At 62.8% G+C, this 21,870-nt stretch carries 20 protein-coding genes; 10 read left to right on the top strand and 10 right to left on the bottom strand.

All coding sequences use genetic code 11. The features are described 5' to 3' along the window. Positions 1–11 precede the first annotated feature (11 nt). Positions 12–233 carry a cysteine rich repeat-containing protein gene (locus J6524_RS00485; RefSeq protein ID WP_225668218.1) on the bottom strand — a complete coding sequence of 74 codons (222 nt, stop codon included), beginning with the start codon at positions 231–233 and terminating at the stop codon, positions 12–14. A 48-nt stretch (positions 234–281) separates the two neighbouring features. On the opposite strand from J6524_RS00485, the gene J6524_RS00480 reads away from it, so the two are divergent. Further along, positions 282–1,052, top strand: a complete 771-nt coding sequence (locus J6524_RS00480; protein WP_225668216.1) for an exodeoxyribonuclease III — start codon at positions 282–284, stop codon at positions 1,050–1,052. Positions 1,053–1,064: 12 nt separating this feature from the next. Here the strand turns inward: J6524_RS00480 and J6524_RS00475 are convergent, their stop codons facing one another. Further along, positions 1,065–3,332 carry a spermidine synthase gene (locus J6524_RS00475; protein ID WP_225668214.1) on the bottom strand — a complete coding sequence of 756 codons (2,268 nt, stop codon included), beginning with the start codon at positions 3,330–3,332 and terminating at the stop codon, positions 1,065–1,067. A 105-nt stretch (positions 3,333–3,437) separates the two neighbouring features. Beyond that, positions 3,438–3,887 carry a cupin domain-containing protein gene (locus J6524_RS00470; RefSeq protein WP_225668212.1) on the bottom strand — a complete coding sequence of 150 codons (450 nt, stop codon included), beginning with the start codon at positions 3,885–3,887 and terminating at the stop codon, positions 3,438–3,440. A gap of 155 nt (positions 3,888–4,042) precedes the next feature. On the opposite strand from J6524_RS00470, the gene J6524_RS00465 reads away from it, so the two are divergent. After that, positions 4,043–4,780 carry an adenylate/guanylate cyclase domain-containing protein gene (locus J6524_RS00465; RefSeq protein WP_225668211.1) on the top strand — a complete coding sequence of 246 codons (738 nt, stop codon included), beginning with the start codon at positions 4,043–4,045 and terminating at the stop codon, positions 4,778–4,780. Between the two features lie 183 nt (positions 4,781–4,963). On the opposite strand, the gene J6524_RS00460 is transcribed toward J6524_RS00465, so the two are convergent. Then, entirely contained in the window at positions 4,964–5,413 is a 450-nt protein-coding gene (locus J6524_RS00460) for a hypothetical protein (RefSeq protein WP_225668210.1), read from the bottom strand. A 237-nt stretch (positions 5,414–5,650) separates the two neighbouring features. On the opposite strand from J6524_RS00460, the gene J6524_RS00455 reads away from it, so the two are divergent. From J6524_RS00455 to J6524_RS00425, 7 genes are all read left to right on the top strand, one after another. Beyond that, positions 5,651–6,373 carry a sulfite exporter TauE/SafE family protein gene (locus J6524_RS00455; protein ID WP_225668209.1) on the top strand — a complete coding sequence of 241 codons (723 nt, stop codon included), beginning with the start codon at positions 5,651–5,653 and terminating at the stop codon, positions 6,371–6,373. 176 nt (positions 6,374–6,549) lie between these two features. Beyond that, positions 6,550–7,947 carry an adenylate/guanylate cyclase domain-containing protein gene (locus J6524_RS00450; protein ID WP_225668208.1) on the top strand — a complete coding sequence of 466 codons (1,398 nt, stop codon included), beginning with the start codon at positions 6,550–6,552 and terminating at the stop codon, positions 7,945–7,947. A 95-nt stretch (positions 7,948–8,042) separates the two neighbouring features. Next, complete coding sequence (gene radA / locus J6524_RS00445) at positions 8,043–9,506, top strand: DNA repair protein RadA (RefSeq protein WP_225668207.1); 1,464 nt, start codon at positions 8,043–8,045, stop codon at positions 9,504–9,506. A gap of 166 nt (positions 9,507–9,672) precedes the next feature. After that, on the top strand, positions 9,673–10,302 hold the full coding sequence (locus J6524_RS00440; protein ID WP_225668206.1) for a CvpA family protein: 630 nt from the start codon (positions 9,673–9,675) through the stop codon (positions 10,300–10,302). Positions 10,303–10,327: 25 nt separating this feature from the next. Beyond that, on the top strand, positions 10,328–11,842 hold the full coding sequence (gene purF, locus J6524_RS00435; protein WP_376711962.1) for an amidophosphoribosyltransferase: 1,515 nt from the start codon (positions 10,328–10,330) through the stop codon (positions 11,840–11,842). A 224-nt stretch (positions 11,843–12,066) separates the two neighbouring features. Beyond that, positions 12,067–12,807 carry an SDR family NAD(P)-dependent oxidoreductase gene (locus J6524_RS00430; RefSeq protein ID WP_225668205.1) on the top strand — a complete coding sequence of 247 codons (741 nt, stop codon included), beginning with the start codon at positions 12,067–12,069 and terminating at the stop codon, positions 12,805–12,807. A 325-nt stretch (positions 12,808–13,132) separates the two neighbouring features. Then, on the top strand, positions 13,133–14,359 hold the full coding sequence (locus J6524_RS00425) for an ABC transporter substrate-binding protein (RefSeq protein WP_225668204.1): 1,227 nt from the start codon (positions 13,133–13,135) through the stop codon (positions 14,357–14,359). Between the two features lie 81 nt (positions 14,360–14,440). Here the strand turns inward: J6524_RS00425 and J6524_RS00420 are convergent, their stop codons facing one another. Genes J6524_RS00420 through J6524_RS00405 form a run of 4 tightly spaced genes read right to left on the bottom strand, consistent with a single transcriptional unit; the run spans position 14,441 to position 18,329 of the window. After that, positions 14,441–15,682 carry a TCR/Tet family MFS transporter gene (locus J6524_RS00420; RefSeq protein ID WP_225668202.1) on the bottom strand — a complete coding sequence of 414 codons (1,242 nt, stop codon included), beginning with the start codon at positions 15,680–15,682 and terminating at the stop codon, positions 14,441–14,443. After that, the gene (gene der, locus J6524_RS00415; RefSeq protein WP_225668201.1) at positions 15,679–17,058 is read right to left on the bottom strand and encodes a ribosome biogenesis GTPase Der; all 1,380 of its coding nucleotides are present in this window, start codon (positions 17,056–17,058) and stop codon (positions 15,679–15,681) included. The genes J6524_RS00420 and der overlap by 4 nt, the downstream gene beginning before the upstream one ends. Positions 17,059–17,112: 54 nt before the next feature. After that, positions 17,113–17,634, bottom strand: a complete 522-nt coding sequence (locus J6524_RS00410; protein WP_225668200.1) for a hypothetical protein — start codon at positions 17,632–17,634, stop codon at positions 17,113–17,115. A 41-nt stretch (positions 17,635–17,675) separates the two neighbouring features. After that, positions 17,676–18,329, bottom strand: coding sequence for a tetratricopeptide repeat protein (locus J6524_RS00405; RefSeq protein WP_225668199.1), 654 nt, complete (start codon positions 18,327–18,329; stop codon positions 17,676–17,678). Positions 18,330–18,570: 241 nt separating this feature from the next. Here J6524_RS00405 and J6524_RS00400 point away from each other — a divergent pair, with 241 nt between their 5' ends. After that, positions 18,571–19,431: a hypothetical protein gene (locus J6524_RS00400; protein WP_225668198.1), complete on the top strand. Its 861-nt coding sequence runs from the start codon at positions 18,571–18,573 to the stop codon at positions 19,429–19,431. An 8-nt stretch (positions 19,432–19,439) separates the two neighbouring features. On the opposite strand, the gene J6524_RS00395 is transcribed toward J6524_RS00400, so the two are convergent. Beyond that, the gene (locus tag J6524_RS00395; protein WP_225668197.1) at positions 19,440–21,035 is read right to left on the bottom strand and encodes a class I adenylate-forming enzyme family protein; all 1,596 of its coding nucleotides are present in this window, start codon (positions 21,033–21,035) and stop codon (positions 19,440–19,442) included. Positions 21,036–21,047: 12 nt separating this feature from the next. Continuing rightward, positions 21,048–21,869, bottom strand: a complete 822-nt coding sequence (gene panB, locus J6524_RS00390) for a 3-methyl-2-oxobutanoate hydroxymethyltransferase (protein WP_225668196.1) — start codon at positions 21,867–21,869, stop codon at positions 21,048–21,050. Position 21,870 lies beyond the last annotated feature (1 nt).

Below are 21,870 nucleotides of genomic sequence, written 5' to 3'. Positions count from 1 at the left end.
GTTGCCCTGTCCTACTGTTTCTTCCGGCTGGCCAATACTTGCTTGCAGGCGTCGCTGAGTTGGTGATGCTGCTTGTTCAGACATGCGACGACACGGCCGCCACCGGGCAGCGTACCGGCGCAATATTTGTCATAGTCCGCCTTGCAGGCGCCGCGCCCGTCGGCGGTTTGAGCAACTGCGGACCCGGAACATCCGATGGCGAGCACGAGAATGGCGAAGCGTAGTTTCGACATGGATTCTCCACGTGTCAGGCAAAGCACAGTGATGCCAGCTACCTCTACATGAAGATTGCGACGTTCAACATTAACAATATCAACCGCCGCCTGCCGAACCTGTTGCGCTGGCTGCGCGCCGCGAAACCGGATGTCGTTGCCTTGCAAGAGTTGAAATCGGCCGACGCCGATTTTCCGGCTGCTGCGATCGAGAAAGCTGGCTATGGCGCGGTGTGGCGCGGACAGAAGACCTGGAACGGCGTCGCCATCCTGGCGCGCAATGTCGAGCCGGTATTGACCCGGTCTGCCCTGCCCGGGAAGCCCGATGATAATGAAGCGCGCTATATCGAGGCGGCGGTCAACGGCATCCTCGTCACCAGCATCTATCTGCCGAACGGCAATCCGCAGCCGGGACCGAAATTCGACTACAAGCTCGACTGGTTCAAGCGGCTGCGCTCGCACGCTGGCAAGCTGCTCAAGCAAAACATCCCGGTGGTGCTGGCGGGCGACTACAACGTCGCGCCGACCGCATCAGATATCTATCCGACCAAATCCTGGGACAATGATGCATTGATCCAGCCGAAAAGCCGCGCTGCGTTCAAGGCGCTGGTGGACCAAGGCTGGACCGATGCGATCCGCACCCTGCATCCGTCGCAGCCGATGTTCACGTTCTGGGACTACAAGCGCAACCGCTGGCCACGCGACGCCGGCTTGCGGCTCGATCACCTGCTGCTGAGCCCCGCAATAGCGCCGCGCCTGATCAAGGCCGGCATCAACCGCGAGATACGCGGCGAGGAAGGCGCCAGCGATCATGCGCCGGTGTGGATCGTGTTAAAGTAGCTGCTCCCGCCTCTACCAGCCGAGTTTTTTGCGCAGCATGACGCCCAGAATGTTCGAATAGTCATCCGTCCACAACGAACTTGTGGGATCGGGGTACAGCGGCGTCCATTTTCCCGCGACGCTTCCCACATCATCGGCCGCGCGCGCCATCACGACGAGCCGGGCATTGGCCTGGAATGTCTTCATGAAATCGCCCGCACGGTCGTCCTCGCGAAGGAAGCTGACCAGTCCTTGAGACCGGGCGACGTTGGCCACCACGGAGGCGACATCGAGGTGGCGGTTGGAAATATTCGCGATGATCACGCCGCGAGGCGAGAGTTTCGCGAGATATCCCGCCAGCGCTTCGCGCGTCAGAAGATGAACCGGGATGCTGTCGGACGAGAAGGCATCCAAAACGATCAGGTCATACAGGCCGGGAGAGGCTTCCAGCGTCAGTCGCGCATCGCCAGCCACGACCGGAGCATCGGCTGCACAACCCGACATGAACGTAAAGAGACGCGGATCCCGGGCGATGCGGATCACTTCCGGATCGATCTCAAAAAACGTCCAGTTCTCGCCGGATTTGCTATGGCAGGCCAGCGTCCCCGTACCGAGCCCGACTACCGCGACGCGCCCGAAAGCACCATGGTGGGCAGCGCGGGCGGCGTCGATCGCTTCGGCCATCGGACCTCCGGGGTAATAGTAACTCAGCAGGCTCGGCGATCCACCGACCGGCGTACCATTGTCATTGCGCACGCGCTGAGCGCCGTGGATCGTGGTGCCGTGATAGAGAACATGAACTTTGCCATTGGCAACTTCTGCCACCTTGTGCACGCCGAAGAAACTGCGGACTGTTTCGATCGGCGCTATTCCGGGACGCCACAGGCCGGTGATGGTGAAGCTCAAGACCACGAGAGCGAAGAAACGCACCAGTTCCTGCCGCTGAAACAGCATCGCGGCCGCCAGCAGCGCGAGCACCACCTGAAACGGCAGCTCCAGGGTCGCGGGTAACGACGGCCGGCAGACAAACCAGACCAGTACGAGGATCGCGCTGGGCAGAAGCCACGGCAGAAGTCCCGTCATCGTCTTGCGGATACCACCGGCGAAAAATCCGGGCATGCACAGCACCGCCAGCGCGACCAGGATCGGATATTCGTAATTGCCATTGAAGATCTGCGGCGCCAGCAGTCCTGCGAACACCCCGCCGATCACCCCACCGAACGAAGTGCAGAGGTAGAACTCCGTCAGCCGCTGCGGGCTTGGACGACGTCCATAGAGTTCGCCATGGCACATCAGCGTCAAGAGCGCGAACGCGACGAGGTTGAGGGCAATCATCGTCACCCAGAACACCTTGTCGCCGCCGATCAGGCTCACCGCGAGCGGCGCCACGACGAAAGGAGCAAACCGCACCACATTCGCGTGGGCGATCCACGGCCTTTCGCGAAACGCGGCGACGAAAGTGAGCAGGTAGATCGCCAGCGGAAGCACCCACAGGAATGGTGCGGCAGCGACATCGGTCGTCAGATGCGCCGTGACAGCAATAACGAGGCCTGATGGCACCGCCGCGAGCGCGATCCAGCGCGCGCGCTCCATGGCATTTGCACGAACTTCATCCGATGGCGTGACCGGCGCGACGACCGGAGCTGCGCCTGAGGTGAACAGGCTGGCGACGGCTAGCATAACAGCAAACAGCCCAAATCCGAGCGACCAGATCGCGGTTTGCGCCTTCAACGTCAGGAACGGCTCGACGACGACAGGATAGGCGAACAGGGCAGCAAACGAGCCGAGATTGGACGCGGCGTAGAGCACGTAAGGATTGCCCGCCTGCCGGTGTCCACTCGCGGCAAACCAGCTTTGCAGCAATGGCGCGGTGGCCGAAAGTACAAAGAATGGCAGACCGATCGAGACCGCGAACAATCCGAACAGCCAGAGCGCCGTCCCATCCAGAGGCGGCGCAGACCATCCCGGCGCAACGGCGATCGGCAATGCCATCGCCGCTAATGCGACGAGTGCCAGATGGAGCATTGCACCACGGCGAGACCGCAACGGGTGGTTCAGCAGATGCGCGTAGGCATAGCCCGCCAGCAAGGTCGTTTGGAAGAATACCATTGCGACCGACCACACCGCCGGCGCGCCGCCGAGTTTCGGCAGCACCATCTTCGCAAACATCGGCTGGATCGAGAACAGGAGCAGCGCCGAGACGAACAGCGTCATCCCGTAGAGCAATGGCAAATGCCGGATGTCTGCCGCCTGCCGATCGAGGGCAGGCGAAATCCGGTCTGAGGCTTGGAAGAGCGACATCGATATCCCCGGCGCGTCAATGCCGGCACGGTACCAAGCCACCTCTAAACAAGGCTTAAACGGTGGCGAAAACGTTATAGTAAACGTCACCTTGACCCGGATAGATCAACCTTTGCGGATATGTCCCCAAGCCGCGTCCCAGTCCTCGCCCGCGGCGTCAATGACGCGGCCGTCCGCCTCGAAGAACTTGTTCGGTACCTGGAAGATCGCGAGCATCAATCCACCTTGCGGGCACCAGGCGACGTGACGGCTACCCTCCTCGCGCCAAATGAATTCGCCGGCCTTGCATTCGATACCCTTCGCCGGGCCTTCCTTGTCGACCAGCGATCCTTCAAGCACGTAGGTCTGCTCGATGTTGACGTGCTCATGGTCCGGCAGCACCGCGCCCGGCGCGAACCGCATCAGCGCCGTCATCAGGCCGGTCTTGCGATCGAACAGCAACGTCTTGGCTTCGCAACCAGGGAAACGGGTCTTCTGCCATTCCATACTGTCGGGACGAACCAGATGCGAATGCTTGTCTGCGGTCTGCGCGTTGGTCGGCGGCACAGCGTCCATGGCGATCCTCCGTTTTGCGTGTTTTGACGCGATCCTAGCAGCTTTGACTTGCGCCACCAGCCGGCAGGTGTGCGCTGCGGAACGCTGCCTTGCTCGCCTCCTCCCCCGGTTATAGGATCGTCGCAGCAACCGCTCTCGTGGAGCACGATTGAAAAATGGCAGCTCCGCAACACTCGCTCATCTGCAAAGGGTGCTGGGAGCAGATGCATGTGCCGGTGCTGCTTCGCGGCGTGGCCTCGGCGCCGTTTCGCGCATTCGGCATTCGGCCGAGCCGGATGAATCCGAACACCTGCACCATTTGCGAACTTATGTTCACGAAGGTGATGCGAGCCCGCAAGATCACCATCGACGCGACCATCATGTTTGCCGATCTGCGCGGCTACACCAGCCTGTCGCAGTCGCAATCGGCCGATGCGGTCTCGGGACTGCTCGATGCGTTCTACGATGAATGCGCCAACGCGATCTGGCAGCATGACGGGCTGCTGAACAAGACGATCGGCGACGCCGTAATGGCGATCTTCAATTTTCCGCTGCGGCGGGAAACGCACGCCCGAAACGCCGTGCTTGTCGCCCGTGAAATCCAGGCGAACTGGCGTGATCGGTGCCAGAGTCTCGCTGAAGCACACGGTCTCACCGCAGACGAACTGGGGATCGGGATCGGCATCCATACGGGCGAGCTCAGCTTTGGCGAATTCGGCCGCTCACACCGCGACCTGACCGCGATCGGCACGGTGGTCAACACCGCCTCGCGCGCCCAATCGGTCGCGGAAGCCGGTCAGATCCTGGTGACGAAGGCGGTGTTCGACCGCGCCCAACCGGATTTGAAGGACAGCCGTTCGCAGGCATTTCAGCTCAAGGGATTTGATTCCCCGGTCGAGCTTTACGCGGCCTGACGCGAGGCCGGCAGCCACCGCTCACCACAGATTTTTGCCGTCGATCACCGGCACGCGCCGAGGTCGAAATCGTCGGTATGGCCGATTCCGAGTAGGTGCCGCAGCCGCAAGCGGCACAGAAATGATGTTTGATCGTGCCAGCATACTGTCAGTAGCCAAACACAGGTATGCCGAAAATCAGCGTCAGCTCTCCCGCGGCGCGCGCCAGACCTGCTGCAGGTCTGTCCAGCGCTCGGGAAGTCCCTCACTCAGCTTGGCGGTACCATCGCAAGGCGGCAGGTGAACGGTCAGGGTCGCCCAATCCGCCGTGTCGCGAGGCGTCAGGTTGCGCAGGATGATTTCGTTGTGTGCGCGTTTGATCTCCTTGAATTCGTACCGGTAGGTGACGGCACCCACTGGGTACTCACGCCACACAGCGCCCTCCTTTTTGAAGTTTGTCTGCGTACCGTGATAGACGTCTGAGGTGCGGCAACTGGGAATATCAAGCGTCTTGAGAATTATCGGAATGGCGTTGCCCGCCTGGCTGACCATTGCGAACACTGCGGTCGCTGTGGTCACACCGCCGAAAAGCATAGCCAATGGCTTCAACCCGCTCAGATAGGTCGCAAAGAAGGTAGTGCGTGCTTTCTCCATGACTGCGGTCTCCCTCATCCGGCGACCAGTACTGACGAATTCTGCGCCGCTGATCGCTCTACCAGCCAAGATCCCGTCCACGACATTAACCTTGCAGAAAACGAACGGCGCGAGTGTGAGCCAGGTCACAACCGAAGGTGACATTTGCCAGACGGACGCCCATGTTCCGCACTTGCGATTGCGCTACCCTCGCCAGCATGATTCCCGGCATGTCATCCGGTCCCGGAGTTGTGATTCTTGGGCTTCCTTTTCGTCCTCATTGTCGGGCTGATCGCCGGTACCATCTCGGGCATCGTCGGCACGGGCGCGTCGATCATGCTGATGCCGGTATTGGTCTATCAATACGGGCCGAAGGAAGCCGTCCCGATCATGGCTGTCGCGGCGGTGATGGCGAACCTGTCGCGGATTCTCGCCTGGTGGCGCGAGGTTGATTGGCGCGCCTGCCTTGCCTATTCGGCGACAGGGATTCCGGCCGCCGCACTTGGCGCCCGGACGTTACTCGCCCTACCCTCGCATGCTGTCGATATCGCGATTGGCCTCTTTCTTATCGCGATGGTACCGGTTCGGCACTGGCTAGCCCGACATCAGCTCAAAGCACAGCTCTGGCATCTGGCGATCGGTGGTGCGATCATTGGCTATCTCACGGGCATCGTGGTTTCGACCGGTCCGCTCAGCGTGCCGCTGTTTTTGTTTTACGGGTTGAACAAAGGCGCCTTCCTCGCCACCGAAGCCGCAAGTTCGCTTGGGCTCTACTTCAGCAAGTCGGTCACCTTCGAACGCTTTGGCGCGTTGACGCCTGACATTGCGCTGAAAGGCCTGATTGCAGGCTCGTCCCTTATGTTCGGCGCCTTCGTCGCCAGGGGCTTTGTGCTGCGCCTGAAGCCCGATGTGTTTCGGCTGGTGATGGACGGCATCATGCTGACCGCCGGTCTCAGCCTGCTGTGGACTGCATTTTCGTGAGAACCGTGGACGGCACGACTGATGTTCACATTTGCTCGACAGCCTCACTGCCGCGGCGTTTATCAGATATGAGGCCGTCCATCGGTGGTAGCAGGTTCTCAGACGTGCCATTCTGATCGGCGGCGCCGTGCAAGCTTGCACGGTCTGATTGTCGACTGGGAGAACGTGTCTTGAGCATGGTGGCAGAAGCAGCTGATGTCTCCTATCTGGGCGACCAGCGAACGGGACGAACGGAAGCCCGGCAAGACGCCCTGAAATTCGCGGAAGCCGCCCTTACCGACAGCAAGCGTGAAGGCCTGCTGCTCGCCGTCCGCGCCCGCTGGGTCGCGCTGGCGGTCACCGCTGTTACGCTACCGATCATCAATCCGAACTGGGACGTGATCTATTACGTCCTGATGCTCGGCTTCTTTGCCTTGATCGGCTGGGCGCAGCTCAAGGTCGGCAAGGTCGGCCGTTCGCCGCTCGAAGTGTTCCTCATCATTTGCGACCTTGCGCTACTCACCTTCCTCAGCGTCGTTCCCAATCCATGGAGCGACGTTCACTGGCCGATCGGAATGCAATTCCGGTTCGACAGCTTCATCTATTTCTTCATCTTTCTTGCCACCGCCACCCTCGCCTATTCGTGGCGAACGGTGGTCGCAATGGGCGGATGGACCGCCGCCTTGTGGGCCATTGCTGTTGGCTGGGCCTACCTTCAGCCGGACAGCCATGCCGCGCTGTCGGCGCGGGTCAAGGAAGCTATCGGCGCAGATATTCGCATGTTCGAGATTCTCGATCCATCGTCGATCGGCTTCGGCGCCCGCTTCCAGCAGGTCACCGTGTTTGTCATCGTGGCCGTGATCCTGGCGCTGGCGGTGCGCCGTTCGAATGCACTCCTGATCAGTCACGCCGGAATCGAGCGCGAGCGCGCGAACCTTGCACGCTATTTTTCACCCAATGTCGTGAACGAACTGTCCGGAAATGACGAACCGCTCACGCGGGTTCGCACGCAAGACGTCGCAGTGTTGTTTGCCGATATCGTAGGATTCACCGCCTACAGCGATGGACGAGACCCGAAAGAAGTCATCGGCACACTGCGACAATTCCATGAGCGAATGGAAAGAGAAGTGTTCCAGCACGGCGGAACGCTCGATAAATATCTCGGGGACGGCCTGATGGCGACGTTTGGCACGCCGTTCGCCGGCGATTCCGACGCGCTGAACGCCTTGCGTTGCGCGCGGGGCATGATCGCCTCGATCGCCGAATTGAACAGGGAACGGAAGGATCGCGGTGAGCCGCCGATCCGGGTCAGCGTCGGATTGCATTACGGGCAGGTCGTGCTCGGCGATATCGGCCTCAACCGGCTCGAATTCGCCGTGATCGGCACCACCGTGAATGCGGCGAGCCGGCTCGAGGCGCTGACCCGCGAATTCGGATGCGCCATCGTCGTCAGCGACGCACTGGTGCAGCGGGCCCGCACCGAAACGAACGGTTCGAGCGCCGACTTCGCGTCGCTCGTCGAGCAGCCGGCGCAGACCATTCGCGGGCTTGAGCAACCGGTCGGCATCTGGACATGTGCCAACTTGGCTCCGTGATACGCGCGATGGATGCATCGGCACCCGGCGCGCCACACGGCGTCTTTCCGTGCTAAGTAGTGCCGCCCGTTCCACCGAGTCTGCTATTTCCCATCATGGCCAAATCCACTCTCTCCTTCGTCTGCCAGAATTGCGGCGCGGCCTATAACCGCTGGCAGGGCAAGTGCGATTCCTGCGGCGAGTGGAACACGCTGAGCGAGGAGGATACGACCGGCGCGACCTCGATGCCCGTCTCGGTCCGCTCCCGCCGCAAGGGCCGGACGTTTGCGCTGGAATCGCTGACCGGCAAAAGCAACGACGCCCCGCGCCTGCCCTCGGGCATGACGGAGCTCGATCGTGTCACCGGCGGCGGCTTCGTGCGCGGCTCGGTGCTTCTGGTCGGTGGCGATCCCGGTATCGGCAAGTCGACATTGCTGACGCAGGCGACCAGCATGCTGGCCCGCGCCGGGCATCGCGCGGTCTATATTTCCGGCGAAGAGGCAGTGGCGCAGGTGCGGATACGTGCCGAACGGCTGGGACTGGCTGATGCGCCGGTGCAGCTCGCTTCCGAAACCTCGGTGGAGGACATCGTCTCGACGCTGTCAGAGGGCGCGGTGCCGCGTCTGATCGTGATCGATTCGATCCAGACCATGTGGACCGACACGGTGGAATCGGCGCCGGGAACGGTGACGCAGGTCCGCGCGTCGGCACAGGCGCTAATCCGTTTCGCCAAGAAATCCGGAGCTGCGATCATCCTGGTCGGCCACGTCACCAAGGACGGCCAGATTGCGGGTCCCCGCGTGGTCGAGCACATGGTCGACGCGGTGCTGTCGTTCGAGGGCGAAGGCTCGCAGCAGTTCCGCATCCTGCGCGCGGTCAAGAACCGCTTCGGCCCAACCGATGAAATCGGCGTGTTCGAGATGACCGGCCTCGGCCTGCGCGAGGTTTCCAACCCATCCGAACTGTTCCTTTCTGAACGCGATCTCGGCAGCCCGGGAACGGCGGTGTTTGCCGGCATCGAGGGCACCCGCCCGGTTCTGGTGGAATTGCAGGCATTGGTGGCGCCGACCACGCTCGGCACCCCCCGGCGCGCGGTGGTGGGCTGGGACCCGAGCCGGCTATCGATGGTGCTGGCAGTGCTGGAGGCCCATTGCGGGGTGAAATTATCCGGTTACGACGTCTATCTGAATGTCGCGGGTGGCCTGCGGATCCAGGAGCCCGCAGCGGACCTTGCCGCCGCTGCCGCCCTGGTGTCGTCTTTGGTGAATGCACCGTTACCGACGGATGCGGTTTATTTCGGCGAGATTTCGCTGTCGGGCGCGGTGCGGCCGGTGGCGCAGACCTCGGCGCGGCTGAAAGAGGCCGCCAAACTCGGCTTTGGCCGCGCCGTCCTGCCCGAATCGGCCCGAGGCGAGGTCGGAGGCGATGGCGGTCTGGCGCTGAATGCCATCGGCGGGCTGACGACCCTTGTGGCCGAAATCGCGGCACGCGGCACCCCGAGAGGCAACCGAAATAACAATCGCGAGGGTGCAGTGGAGAAAAATGCCACACCAGCGCGATTCCGTCGTGAAAACGGCTAAAGCGGCGTGACGCGCCCGGCCCTCGCCGCTATACAACGCGCGCGAAAGGCAGGCGGGATGGCGCGATATCCGGCCTTGCGGGATGGGCCGTCTGCCCCTCACTTGGGGTGAGCCTGCCCCCGCCGATTCGCTGCTTGAGGGATTTACGAGCGGACCTGACCAGCTGATGCCGATTACGATACTCGATCTCGTCCTGCTCGGAGTGATGCTGATCTCGGGGCTGCTCGCGATGGTGCGCGGTTTTATGCGCGAAATCCTGTCGATCGCGGCCTGGGGCGCGGCGGCACTGGTGACGCTGTACGCCTTCTCGAAGCTGCTCCCGACCGCCAAAACCTATTTCAACAACGACACGGTGGCAGCCGTCGCGGTTGTGGCCGGTACCTTCATCGGGACCCTGATCGTCGTCTCCGTCATCACGGTGCGGATTTCGGACATGATCCTGGATTCCCGGATCGGTGCGCTGGATCGCACGCTCGGTTTCCTGTTCGGGCTCGGCCGTGGCCTCTTGATCGTCGTGGTCGCCTTCCTGTTCTTCAGCTGGCTGGTCCCCGACAAGCAGCGGCCGGACTGGATCACCGGTGCGAAGTCCCGGGTCGTCCTGCAGGGAACCGGGGATTGGTTAATGTCGCTCTTGCCGGATGATCCCGAGAACACCATCTTAAAGAGATTCAAGAAGAATAAACCGGAAGACGATCAAACTGACGCCGACCAGGCGGCACCTGGATCCGGCGATGGCTACAGCAAACCTGCTCGCGACAGCCTTAAAAAGCTGATCGAGAAACCCGCGGGTCGCTAAGGTCTGGCCAAAAAAGAGAGGCGCGATGGACGAGATGCAAAACCCTTCCGATCACGCCGGCGAACTCGAGCCGAACCTCGGTATCGAGTTGCAGGACGATGTCGAAGGCGACACGCTACGCGAAGAATGTGGTGTGTTCGGTATCTTCGGCCACCCCGAGGCCGCTGCGATCACAGCCCTCGGGCTACACGCTCTCCAGCACCGCGGCCAGGAAGCCGCCGGCATCGTCTCCTTCGACGGCAGCCGCTTCCATTCCGAACGCCGTCTCGGTCTCGTCGGCGACACCTTCTCCCGGCGTGAGGTGATCGAGCGCCTGCCCGGCGGCATGTCGGTCGGGCATGTGCGCTACTCCACGACCGGCGGGACCATCCTGCGCAACGTGCAGCCGCTGTTCGCCGAGCTCAGCGCCGGCGGTTTTGCGGTCGGCCACAACGGCAACCTCACCAATGGCCTGACCTTGCGCCGCGAGCTCGTGAAGGGCGGCGCGATGATGCAGTCGACCACCGACACCGAAGTGATCCTGCACCTGGTCGCGCAGTCCAAGCGCAACCGCTTCATTGACCGCTTCATCGAGGCGTTGCGCGCGATCGAAGGCGCTTATGCGCTGGTCGCGCTGACCAACAAGAAGCTGATCGGCGCCCGCGATCCGCTCGGCATCCGCCCGCTGGTGCTCGGTGATCTCGATGGCCGTCCGATCCTGACCTCGGAGACCTGCGCGCTCGACATGATCGGCGCCAGGTATGTTCGCGACATCGAACCGGGCGAGATCATCGTGTTCGATGAGGACGGCGCGCACAGCCACAAGCCGTTCCCGCCGAAGCCACCACGGCCCTGCATCTTCGAATACATCTATTTCTCGCGGCCGGATTCCATCGTTGGCGGCCGCTCGGTCTATGACGTTCGGAAGGCCTTCGGTGCAGAGCTCGCGCGCGAGAGCCATCCCGACGTTGATGTCGTGGTGCCGGTGCCCGATTCTGGCGTGCCCGCCGCCGTCGGTTATAGCCAGTATTCCGGCGTGCCGTTCGAGCTTGGCATCATCCGAAACCACTATGTCGGCCGCACCTTCATCCAGCCGACGCAGAGCGTGCGCGAGCTCGGCGTGCGCATGAAACATTCGGCCAACCGCGCCGCAATCGAAGGCAAGCGCATCATCCTGATCGACGACTCGCTGGTGCGCGGCACCACGTCGAAGAAGATCGTCCGCATGATGCGCGACGCCGGCGCGCGCGAGGTGCATTTCCGTCTCGCCTCGCCGCCGATCCTGTATCCCGACTATTACGGCATCGACCTGCCGGACCGCGGCGGCCTGCTGGCCGCGACCCATTCACTCGAAGAGATGCGCGATATCATCGGCGCGGATTCGCTCGCGTTCCTGTCGATCGATGGCATGTACCGCGCGATGGGCTATGCCAGCCGCGATCCCGCAAATCCAAAGTTCTCCGACCACTGCTTCACCGGAGCCTATCCGACCAATCTCACCGATCAGAACCAGGTCGAGCCGCAGCCACGGCAGTTGTCGCTGCTGGCGGAAGCGAGCTGATACGTGCCGTCATTCCGGGGCGATGCGAAGCATCGAACCCGGAATCTCGATGTGGCACGACTTCCGTTTCCCTAATCTCCAGATTCCGGGTCTGGCCCTTCGGGCCATCCCGGAATGACGACGTTTTCATGGCGGCCGGGCTTGTCCCGGCCATCCACGTCTGTAAAACCCGCCGCCAAGACGTAGATGCCTGGCACACGCCAGGCATGACGAAGGCTTAGATCATGACCAAACCCCTCGCCTCCCGCATCGCGCTTGTCACCGGCGCCTCTCGCGGCATCGGCTTTGCCACGGCGCGCGCGCTCGCCCGCGCCGGCGCACACATTGTTGCCGTCGCACGCACGCAAGGTGGCCTTGAGGAGCTCGACGACGAGATCCGGAAAGAGGGCGGCAGCGCCACGCTGGTGCCGCTCAATCTCACCGATTTCGATGGCATCGCGCGGCTCGGCGCGGCGCTGCACGAACGCCACGGCAAGCTCGACATTCTCGTCGGCAATGCCGGCGTCGCCGGACCCTCCTCGCCGCTCGGGCACATCGAGCTGAAGCCGTGGAACGACGTCTTTGCGGTGAACGTCACCGCGAACTTCCAGCTCATCCGCTGCATGGATCCGCTGCTCAGGGTCTCAGACGCAGGCCGCGCTGTGTTCGTCACTTCTGGCGCCGCCAGCAAAGCCAACGCCTATCAGGGTCCCTACGCCGCCTCGAAGGCCGCACTCGACACGCTGGTGCGCTCATGGGCCAACGAGACCGTGAGCACGAAGCTGCGCGTGAACCTGTTCAGCCCTGGCCCGATCCGCACCCGCATGCGCGCCGCCGTATTTCCCGGCGAAGACCCGATGACGCTGGATACGCCCGAACAGGCCGCGGAATTCATCGTACCGATGTGCGCGCCCGAGTGGACCGAGACCGGCAAGCTGTACGACTACAGGAGCCGTAAGCTGATGAGCTTTCATCCGCCAGCGTAGGTGTACGCAGCTTCCAGGAAAGATGGAACCTTCGTTAAGGAATGGCTCTGCGGGAAAAACGCGGGGCAGTGGACGATGGTATCCAGTAGCCGTTTTGGCCACAGCGGCCGCAATGGCGGGCGTTTTCCAGCACTCGCGCATGGCGGTGAATGCCGGAGGCGATGTTTAAATCGTCGAAATTGAGAACGGTAAGCAGATCCAGAAGTTCAAGCTAATCGGACGCGCGACGATAGGTGCATTGCCCGCGCTTTCGAGAACGACTATCGCAGGACTGCTGGCAGGTTCCGAAAAGAGAGCCGGCGAACAACCATTCAGGAGGAATACAATGACGACAAGAATTGCGCGGCGCTTCGCCGTCTCCGTGGCGCTTGCCGCACTCGGCCTCGCAACGCCAGCACTGGCCCAGGACAAGACTGTCAAGATCGGCGTGCTCAACGACATGTCGAGCCTTTACGCCGATATCGGCGGCCCGAACTCGGTCGCTGCAGTCAAGATGGCCGTCGAGGATTCCGGCCTCAAAGCCAAGGGCTGGACGATCGAGGTGCTGAGCGGCGACCACCAGAACAAGCCCGACATTGGCGTCAACATCGCGCGGCAGTGGATCGATGCCGATAAGGTCGACGCTATCGCCGATACGCCGAACTCCGGCGTCGCGCTCGCGGTGAGTAATCTCGTGAAGGAAAAGAACTCGGTGTTGCTCAATTCGGGCGCGGCCACCGCCGACCTCACCGGCAAAGCCTGCAATCCCAACACCATCTCCTTCACCTACGACACCTACATGCTCGCCAACGGCACCGGCAAGGCGCTGACCAAGGCCGGCGGCGACACCTGGTTCTTCCTCACCGCCGATTACGCCTTCGGCCACGCGCTCGAGCGCGACACCGGCAACGTCGTCACTCAAACCGGCGGCAAGGTGCTGGGCGCGGTCAGGCATCCGCTCAACACCTCGGACTTCTCGTCCTTCCTGCTGCAGGCGCAGTCCTCGAAGGCCAAGGTCATCGGCCTCGCCAATGCCGGCGGCGATACCACCAACTCGATCAAGCAGGCGGCCGAATTCGGCATCGTGCAGGGCGGCCAGAAGCTTGCCGCGCTGCTGCTTTTCATCAACGACGTGCATGCGCTCGGCCTGAAGACGGCGCAGGGCCTGACCTTCACTGAATCATTCTATTGGGATCTCAACGACAAGACCCGCGAATGGTCGAAGCGTTTCCAGAAGGCCTCGCCAAAGGGCTCGATGCCCTCGATGACGGTGGCGGGCCTCTATGCCGAGATCCTGCATTACCTGAAGGCGATGGAAGCACTCGGCAGCAATCCGCGTGACGGCGCCAAGGTCGTCGCCAAGATGAAGGAATTGCCGACCGACGATCCGCTGTTCGGCAAGGGCCCGCTGCGCGCCGACGGTCGCCGTCTCATTCCGGCCTATCTGTTTGAAGTGAAGAAGCCGGAAGAGTCGAAGGGACTGTGGGACTATTACAAGCTGATCGCCACGATCGCTCCGGAGGACGCTGCCAAGCCGCTCGAGGCCAGCGATTGTCCGTTGGTGAAGAAGTAAGAATCGTGGGATGGGTGAGCGAAGCGTAACCCACCTCTTTCACGCAAGCGAGCGGTGGGTTACGCCTTCGGCTAACCCACCTTACTTTTTCAGCGTGCGCCACGCGATCACGAGCGCAAGCGCAAGCAACGCCGCGGCGAGCAGGAACGGTGCGCCCGGCATTTTCATCGGCGCCTGATCGCTGATGAAATAGGCAAAGATCAGCGTGAACAGGAATGGCCCCGCCATCTGGGCGATGCTGTTGACGCTGTTGGTTGCGCCCTGCAACTGGCCTTGCTGATCCGGTGCGACCAGTTGTGTCGTCAGCGCCTGGATCGCCGCGCCCGATACGCCCCACAGCGCCATCACGGGAATGCCGACCCAGAACAGCGGCCCGGTCGGCGCCGCGCCATAGATGAAGAATCCCAAGCCGCCAGAGGCAAGCCCGAGCAACAGCGCCCGGCGCTCGCCGAGCCATTTGACGATCGGACCGACGCCCGCACCCTGCACCACCATGGCGCAAATGCCAACCAAAGCTAGCGTGAGGCCGACCGTCTTCGTGTCCCAGCCATAGCGGTAGGTCGCATAGAGCACGAAAGTGGAAGGCAGTACCACATGCGCGACCTGGCCGAAGAAATTTGCCAGCGACAAGCCGGCGAGAGTCCGGTTCGAGCGCAACAGGTGCAGCGCGCCGATCGGGCTGGCGCTCTTCCACCGAAATGGCGCACGACGTTCCGGCGGCAGCGACTCCGGCAGGATCAGCCAGCCATAGAGCGTGTTCGCAAAGCTTAGGCCCGCCGCGATCCAGAACGGCAGTCGCGGGTCCGTGTCGCCGAGGAGGCCGCCAACCGCCGGTCCGAGAATGAAGCCGGCGCCGAAGGCCGCGCCTATCTTGCCGAACACCGCCGCGCGCCGTTCCGGCGGCGTCACGTCGGCGATATAGGCAAACGCCGTCGAGATGCTTGCTGACGTGATGCCCGAGATCACGCGGCCGATGAACAGCCAGACCAGCGACGGCGCGAGCGCCATCAGCACGTAATCCAGCGCCAGCCCGAAATTTGACAGGAGCACCACCGGCCGCCGGCCGAAGCGGTCCGAGAGCGCGCCAAGGATCGGCGAGAACAGGAACTGCATCAGTGCCCAGGCCGTGCCGAACAGGCCGAAAATCCGCGCAGCAGTCGCCGTGTCGTTGTCGACAAAACTCTCCACGAGCTTGGGCAGGATCGGCAGAATCAGGCCGAGCGCAAGCATGTCGAGCAGGATCGTGACGAAGATGAAGGCCGCCGCGCCACTGCGCACCGGCGGCCTCCCCTCGACCGCAATGGTGGATGCTTGCTCGCTCATGACGGCCGCTTGCGCTTGTGGGCGAATGGATTGGCCTTTTCGCGCAGCGTGATCCGGATCGGCGTGCCCGGCAGCTCAAAAGCTTCGCGCAGGCCGTTGGTGAGGTAACGCAGGTACGACTGCGGTACCGCGTCCGCGCGTGAGCAGAACAGCACGAAGCTCGGCGGACGTCCCTTGGTTTGCGTAATGTAGTTCAGCTTCAGCCTGCGGCCTGATACGGCAGGCGGCGGATTGGCTTGGATCGCCTGCTCGAACCAGCGATTGAGCGCGGCCGTCGGCACGCGCTTGTTCCAGATCGCGTAGGCATCCTGTATCGCCGCCATCAAGCGGTCGATGCCCTCGCCCATCAGGCCTGATACGGCGACGATGGGCGCGCCCTTGACCTGCGGCAGCCAATGATCAGCATCGCTGCGCAGGGCAGAAATGAGATGCGGCTTGCGCTCCATCAGATCCCATTTGTTGACCGCGAGCACGATCGCTCGCCCCTCGCGCTCGATCAGATCGGCGATGCGCAGGTCCTGTTCCTCGAACCGGTTCTGCGCGTCCATCACCAGCACCACGACTTCGGCAAAACGTATCGCGCGCAGCGCGTCCGCCACCGAGAGCTTTTCCAGTTTCTCCTCGATCCGCGAGCGGCGCCTCAAGCCCGCAGTATCGAACACGCGGAAATCGCGGCCCTGCCAGGTGATCTCCACCGAAATGGAATCGCGCGTGGTGCCGGCCTCGGCGCTGGTGAGCAGCCTCTCCTCGCCGAGCAAGTAGTTGATCAACGTGGATTTGCCAGCATTGGGGCGGCCGACAATGGCGACGCGGATCGGGCGTTGCGCGAGATCCTCGTCCGATACGGCATCATCGTCGAGCTCTTCGGCCTCTTCCGCCGGCTCCGGCATCAGCGCGGCGAGCGCGTCATAGAGCTCGCTCATACCCTCGCCATGCTCGGCCGATATCTGCACGGGGTCGCCGAGCCCCAGCGCATAGGATTCCATCGCGCCGATCTCGCCGTGCTTGCCCTCGCTCTTGTTGGCGACCAGCACCACCGGCTTGTTGGCGCGGCGCGCGAAATCGGCGAAGGCGCGATCGTTCGGCGTCAGCCCCGCGCGCGCGTCGATCACGAACATCAGCGCGTCGGCAAGGCCAATCGCGGTTTCGGTCTGCTCCTGCATCCGCGCGGTCAGCGAGCCCTTGGCGCCCTCGTCGAGGCCGGCGGTGTCGATCACGGTGAATTCGAGATCGCCGAGACGCGCACTTCCCTCCCGGCGGTCGCGGGTCACGCCGGGTTCGTCGTCAACCAGCGCGAGCTTTTGCCCGACCAGCCGGTTGAACAGCGTCGACTTGCCGACATTCGGCCGGCCGATGATGGCGATCGTAAAGGACATAAATGATCCAAACGCCCTTTTTGAAGGGCGTGTCAATCGAACGAAAAGAACAAATCAGCGCGTGAAAGAGCCGCTCGGCATCGGCGCCGGGAACGGCGAGGCCTGTTGTTGCGAAGATTGTGCGGGCGCGGCCGACTGATCGGGGGGCGGCGCGGTGGTGCGCTTGCGCACGATCTTGGCCGGCTTGGGCGCCGGCGGCGCAGCGGCGGTGCTGCCCTCTTCCTCGGGAGCGGCGTCGGGATCCGCAGCGGCGGGTGCGGCAGCCTGCTTGCCCCTGGATTTTGCGCCACGCTTGGATTTCGGTTCTTCCGGCGGCGGAGCTGCAACAGCAGCCTGCGCATTCGGATCGTCGACCTGCTGGCGGGCCCCCTTGTAGAGATCCCGCGGCACGCCCTGCTCGAGGCCCGGCACGCCTTCCGGGAACACCGGTTTGCGCTCACCGGGAAGCTTCTTCTTGGTATCGAGGAAGTCGAGCAGATCGGTCGGATCGAAACTGCCCGTGCTGCCACAGCCTGCCAGCGCGCCTGACAGCGCGATGAGGACGGCGGTTGCGATCATTCGTTGCGGGCGGCGCATATTGGATTTCCCAACTCGTTTTGCCGGTTTCAGCTCTCGTGTCAGCTCTTGGCGACCGGCGGCAGCAGGGCCTGCAGCGCTTCGGCACGCGAGCGCAGGCTAGGCGGCGTTTCGCCGTCATTGGCAATCATGTCCAGCCATTGCCGCGTCGCCGCGGCATCGTTGGCGCGCCAGGCCGACAGCGCCAGCAATTCGCGCGCGGTATGGCGGAAGGTCGCGCCCGGCGCAGCGGCCGACTCAAGGCGTTCTTTCATGTTCGGATAACTGGTGCTTTCCAGTAGCAATTGGGCCGCGCGAATCCGCGCCAGATCCTGGTCGGCGACGCCGACGCTGCGATCGGCGGCGATTTCGTCGTACATCTTAGCCGCCGCCTGCGCATCGCGGTTGGCAATCTCCGCCGCCAAGCGCAATCGCGACAGCGTGCGATAGCCGAACGGCGCTTTCGCGATGAGATCGGCGAAGGCCGCTTCGGCCTCGGCATGCTTGTTGGCTTCCGAGAGCTCGACCGCCTTGTCGAAGGCAGCGCCCGCCTCGGCCGCTTTCTTGGCTTCCAGGTATTGGTAGCCGCGCCAGCCGGCGACGGCGGCGATGATCAAAATCAGGCCGGCGATGATGTAGATCGAATATTTGTTCCACAGCTTCTTGAGCTGTTCGCGACGTACTTCCTCGTCGACTTCATCAAATAATTCAGACACTTAAGGATATCCCATCGCCGGGGAACCGCGATTGTGGCAGCCCTATTGTGCACCCGATCCCCGCAAGGCTGGGGCGTACCCTATCGATATGGCGGTGGCAAGGCAAAGCGAGGTGGATCAAAGCGTTAACAGCGCCTCCGATCCCCTGCAAAACCGGCCGGGAATGTTGACATCGCGGTTCAAAGTTTGCGTAATCCCGCCCACTCCATTCTCAACTCGTACCCGATTTTTCAGGTGTTTCATGCCTCGCCATGCGCTGGTTTTGATCCTCGCCATGGGCCTGGTACCCGCGCCCGCAGCGCTACTCGCCGACGACGTCAAGCCGAAAGCTCCCGAAACGGCATTCTCAGGAAAGTTGCGGCCCGACATTTTGGGCATCTCCACCGAATCAAACGCCGAATCCGCACGCGCCATCTTTGATTCGCTGTTCAAGGGCCGCACCGACACCAGGACCGACATCCAGCAGCAGAAGTTCGGCGACGGCGGAACCAGCTACGTCACGGCGCTGAACTTCAACCTTCCCGCCGGTCCGAAACAGAACGGCGAGATGCTCTCGACCAGCTTCACCTCACCGGCGAGCGCCAACCGCGCCTATTTCGTCGCCCGCAACCTGACTTTCGCGCAGGACCAGCAACCGTCGAAGGCGGACATGATCAAGCAGGTGATGGGCAAATACGGCGTGCCCACCATCGTCGGCGATCAGCATTTGTACTACATCTACCGCAAGGGCTCGATTATATCGGTCGGCGGCAAATACAAGGAAGCGACTGCGCTCGAAGCCATCGACAAGCCGCTCGATCCGAGGGCTGCCGTCAAGCTCAACGGCGACACCGTCCGCGGCAGTTGCGTGGCCGTCGTCAAGCGCGCGCAGGCCAAGGCCAAGGATCCCGGCGGCATGCTGACAGAGGCCAAGGGCGCGAACTGCGACGGCGTGCTGAGTGTGCAGCTGGTTCCGGGCACGCCAGGCGACCGTGTCGCTATCGCGCAATTCACGCTTTTGGATGTCAAGCAGCTCATCAGCGCCGCCGCCATTGACAGTGCCGCGCTCGCCGCCGGGCAAAACGACGGCGCGATGCCTAGAGGCAGCGCACCAAAACTTTAGCCGCTGTTTCAGGCCGCGGTGAGGGCGTCGCGCAGCTGCCGTTTCATGACCTTGCCATTGGCGTTGCGCGGCAACGGCTCCGTCCAGAGATCCATCGTTTCCGGCACCTTGTAGTCGGACAACCGTTCGGCGCACCAGGCGCGCAGCGCCTCGGCGCCGACGGGATTGCGCGTCACGACGACCGCATGCACACGCTCACCCAGCACCGGGCATGGCTTGGCGATGATTGCGCTCTCGACCACGTCGGGGTGGCCGGCCAGCACCGACTCGACCTCGGCGGAATAGATCTTAAGGCCGCCGCGGTTGATCATGTCCTTCTGCCGATCGAACACGCGGACGAAATTTTCTTTGTCGATCGAGCCAAGGTCGCCGGAGTGCCAGAAGCCGGCCGTAAAGCTCTCCGCCGTCGCCTTGGGATTGTTCCAGTAGCCCTTGATGACGGAGCCGCTGTGAATCCAGATTTCACCGATCTCGCCGCGCGGCAGTTCGCGGCCCTCGGCATCCATCACGACGATCTGCGCGCCGGGACAGGGCAAGCCGACGCTGTCGATATGGCTCGCGGTCAGCTCACCCGGCATCATGGTCGATGGCGAGGTGGTCTCGGTCGCACCGTAGCAATTCATCAGCTTGAGGCCGGGAATCTTCGCATCCAGCTTCTCGATGGTGGCGATCGGCATCGGCGCGCCGCCAAAGCCGCCGATCCGCCAGCTCGACAGATCGTAGCTGTCGAAATCCGGCTGTAGCAGGCAGAGATTATACATCGCCGGCACCATCACGGTGTAGGTGACGCGCTCGCGCGACGCCATCTTTAGATATTCCGCCGCCTTGAACTCCGGCATGATGATCAGCGCGCCGGCGCACCGGACCATGGTCATGACGTTGGCGACCACGCCCGTGACATGGCCGAGCGGCACCGCGGCGATCGAGCGATCCGCTTCGGTGAGCTTCAGGCACGACGCGAACACCATGGCCGAATGAATGATGGTGCAATGGGCAAGCATCGCGCCCTTCGGCTTGCCGGTGGTACCCGAGGTATAGAGGATCATCGCGGTGTCTTCTTCGCCGACCTCGACTGGCGCAGCCAGCGGCGCATTGTCGGCCAGTTCGGAAAAGCGCGAGAGAAGCGGATCGTCGTCGACGGCGATCCGCCGCGTGACTTCCGGGATATCGCCCGCGTCGGGCACGCGGTCGGCGAGCGCCGCCTCGTGAATCAGCAGCTTTGCGCCGCAATCGGTCAGCACATAGGCAATTTCCGGCTTCTGCTGGCGGGTCGAAAGTAGGACCGTCACCAGCCCAGCATGAGCCGCGCCCAGCATCGTCAGCACAAATTCGATCCGGTTGCCGAGCAGTACCGCGACACGGTCACCCCGCTGCAGGCCGAGTTTTTCAAACCCCGCTGCGATTTGGGCTGATTGTTTCGCGACCTCGCGCCACGTCATTCGCCTGGTGCCGCAAACCAGCGCTTCACCGTCGCCGTTTCGCGCCACGGCCTCCGCGACCATCGCCGCAATGCTCTTGGGTCGTTCGCAAAACACAGGAACGATCCGATCGCCAAAGCGCGGTTCGAGCCGCATCGCCGGAATGGAGTGTTGCGACCAGTCCATCGCGCCCCCTCGTCAGTTCTTCTTCATCTCGTAGACATGCTCGGGGCCTGGGAATGCGCGCGAGCGGACGTCCTCGGCATAGCCCTTAATCGCTGCTTCGATCGCGGGGCCGAGATCACCATAGCGGCGCACGAATTTCGGCGTCCGTGGCGACAGCCCGAGCATATCCTCCAGCACCAGCACCTGCCCGTCGCAGGCCGCGCTGGCGCCGATGCCGATGGTCGGAATGGCGATTGTTTCCGTGATCTTTCGCGCCAGCGGCTCGGCGACCGCCTCGATCACAACTGAAAATGCCCCGGCGTCCGAGATCGCCTGGGCGTCCTTCAGGATCGGATCCCAACTACCCTCGTCACGGCCCTGTGCGCGAAACGAGCCGAGCGTGTTGATCGATTGCGGCGTTAGCCCGATATGACCCATCACCGGCACGCCGCGCTCGGACAGGAACGCGACGGTTTCCGCCATCCGCTCGCCGCCTTCCAGTTTCACCGCGCCGCACTGCGTCTCCTTCAATATCCGCACCGCGGAATGAAACGCCTGCTCCTTCGAGGCTTCATAGGAGCCGAACGGCATATCCACCACGACCAGCGCGTGCTTCGAGCCCCGCATCACCGCACGTCCCTGCAGGATCATCATGTCGAGCGTCACCGGAACGGTGGTCTCGAAACCATGCATGACATTGCCGAGGGAATCGCCGACCAGGATGACATCGCAATGGCGGTCCACCAGCGCAGCAGTATGCGCGTGATAGGACGTCAGCATCACGATCGGCTCGCCGTTCTTGCGCGCGCGGATATCGGGCGCCGTCTTGCGCTTGATGGCAGACTGAACCGACATT

The organism is Bradyrhizobium hereditatis, assembly GCF_020329435.1.
GTDB classification, from domain to species: Bacteria; Pseudomonadota; Alphaproteobacteria; order Rhizobiales; family Xanthobacteraceae; genus Bradyrhizobium; species Bradyrhizobium hereditatis.
Note: the sequence above shows the minus strand (reverse complement) of the source record. Positions and strands in the feature narration are given on the sequence as shown.